General features: G+C 59.6%; 2 protein-coding genes. Both read right to left on the bottom strand.

Annotation, left to right across the window (positions count from 1 at the left end; genetic code table 11):
- Positions 1-1,306 (bottom strand): hypothetical protein (locus I6F21_RS37430; protein ID WP_225184345.1); only part of this gene is annotated, 1,306 nt, incomplete at its 3' end.
- 36 nt (positions 1,307-1,342) lie between these two features.
- On the bottom strand, positions 1,343-2,391 hold a 1,049-nt coding region (locus I6F21_RS37425; RefSeq protein ID WP_225184344.1), incomplete at its 5' end, for a phosphatase PAP2 family protein.

The raw sequence follows: 2,391 nt of genomic DNA, 5'->3' as shown, positions 1-2,391 counted from the left end.
GGGGTGGGGGGCCGGGAGGCGCTGGACCGGCAGTCGACGAGGAGCTACGACCGCCGGGCGAGGTGAGCGTAACAATGACATTGTCCGTGCAGTTCTTCTTCATCCAGACTTCGGCAAAGCAGAGCACGGTATTGTCGGGGGGAAGGCGCCACGTCCATTCGACATGGACGGGCTCTGCCATGGTTTGCCTGACGAAATGGATGTGCCCATCGCTCAGATAGTTGTTGCCGGCAGGCAGGAAGACGTCGAGCTTTGGACTTACGGAAACGCCGTCATAGTGGGTGACAAGCTCCCTCAGCTTGCCCTCGAGCTCCGACGTGCCGTTGTGAGGTCCGGTTGTCGGCCCGTAGCTGACATTGATCACCACGTTCGTTGTGCCAGAATCGACAAATGACATGATGTAATCGACTGCATCGGCGACGTAACCCTTCAGCCAGACGCCGGTCGCGTCACGAAGGCAGCTCTCGGGAAACTGCACGAACACGATATCTGCTTCGCAAGCGGGATCGGTCAGGGGATCTCCGGGCTGCCAACTTGGCGGATCGCGGCGCGCGATGCGTGCCGAGAGCGGAATGCGTCCGGCGAGGACATCCATTACATGTGCACCATGCGAGGCCTGATGCTTGAGGGTCTTGAAACCTCCACGCGCGTAGCAGCCATCCTCGTCGATCGTGTTTGCCCTCTTGTGCAACTGGATCCAGTCGTTGAGCCCAACCACGCCGGATATGGAGTCTCGAAGGAACTCGAGGCCGTAATTGAAATCGAACGGCTTCTCGCCAAAGACGTCGGCACCTACCGGGATCGGGACTCGGCCTGCGTGCTCGTTCTGATCCCAGACACCGCGCACGCGTGTCCCGGATGCGACACCCGCGATCCTTTTGACAAACTGAGCGGCCGCGAACGGACAGCCATCGTCGATCACGCCGATGAGGAGAGGTGTCGGTGGTTGTTCGCTCGCGGACCTGTTGCGCTGCGCACCCTTTTGTATGGCCGTCGGCTTCAACGGGAGGGACAGCTCGACCCGGGATACGTTGTCGTCCCACGCCCGGAAACTGTCCTTCTCGACAGCCCTTATGTAAGCCCGCATGGTCAGATATCGCGAGTTCGGGCTGGTCAGCCCGAATTCGGCGCCGAAGTCACTAGGACTCATGGCTCTCACAAAATTATCGGCGAGCCCGGCGTGCTTAAGCTCCACGAACAGGAATAGCTTGGACTCCTGCTCGTCGAAAAAATCGAAGTTCTTAAATTCGCTCGCGATTGCGTACCGGAGGTACGGGTCGAAGCATCTCGGCAATTCCTCGGCCATGGAATGCTCTCCACTTCGGTTGCAGGGACGTGTTTCCTACGGAAATCTTGTCGAAACTTCGTAGTAGGCCTTGTCCCATAGTTCCTTCATCAGGAGGGACTGCGTAACAGTCCCTCCTGTGGTTTCCGAATAGAACTTGTTGGCATTGAGCGCCTGGTCAGCATGGAAGGGATTGAAATCCGTGCGAGAGTTACTGTCGGCGTGGCTGGCGTTGAATTTGCGGCTCTTGGTTGCCGTGCTCCCGAGACAACGGCCGACGAAGTACTCGCCCAAGGCGATACCCAGCATCCGCCCTGCCATGCTGTCGACTGGAAAATGGACTCCGGCCACGACCCGATTGGTTGCGATTCGTGCGGCCTGCCGGTCGAGCTGCTCGACGATCTCCGGGAATCCGGATGTCGTCTTGTGCAGGCTCAATAGCCGTTTCAGCACGTAGGCTACCGCGTAAGCCTGCGTCGCATGTCCGCTCGGGAAACTTCCGTGTCCCGGCGTCGTGATCATCGGCTGAACCTGGGCGTTGTATTCCACGGGACGCGAGCACCCCAGCGCATGCTTGAAGCGCATTTCCACGTAAACGCAGAATTGCAGGACCATGTTGATGAGCTCGAATGTCCGCCTGGTCCTCTCGGGATGCAGGTAGACGATCGAGGACCAGAAGGCATACTGGGGATCGATCTGCGCCATGATTTCTGTGGCGCGTTCGTTGCGCAGCTCGGCCCAGCTCACGACCATCTCAATCTGGTCTTGAAACGTCGATTGGACCGGACGCCCTAACTCCGCAATCACGTATGCGGGCGAGCGAACCAGGAATGCGTTCGGATCGGCGCCCGACACCTGAAGGGTGATGCCCTGCAGCATCTCCCCGACCGCTGTGTAGGCGCGCACCCACGGCTCCCAGCGATCCAATTGGGCTGGGTCTTCGATCGCCGGCAAGGCCGGCGCGTAGTAGTAAAAATACGGAGAGGTCGGTCGCTCCGGAACAACGATTGTCCCTTCGCGAGCGTGGATGAGTGCATCCACCATGATGGGATTGGCCCAGACGTCGCCGAGCGTGCCAATTATCGCCCCACCGGCCCCTCCAGCGC

The organism is Bradyrhizobium sp. NBAIM03 (assembly GCF_020194055.1).
Lineage (GTDB): Bacteria > Pseudomonadota > Alphaproteobacteria > Rhizobiales > Xanthobacteraceae > Bradyrhizobium > Bradyrhizobium yuanmingense.
This window is presented reverse-complemented; position numbering and strand designations above follow the sequence as displayed.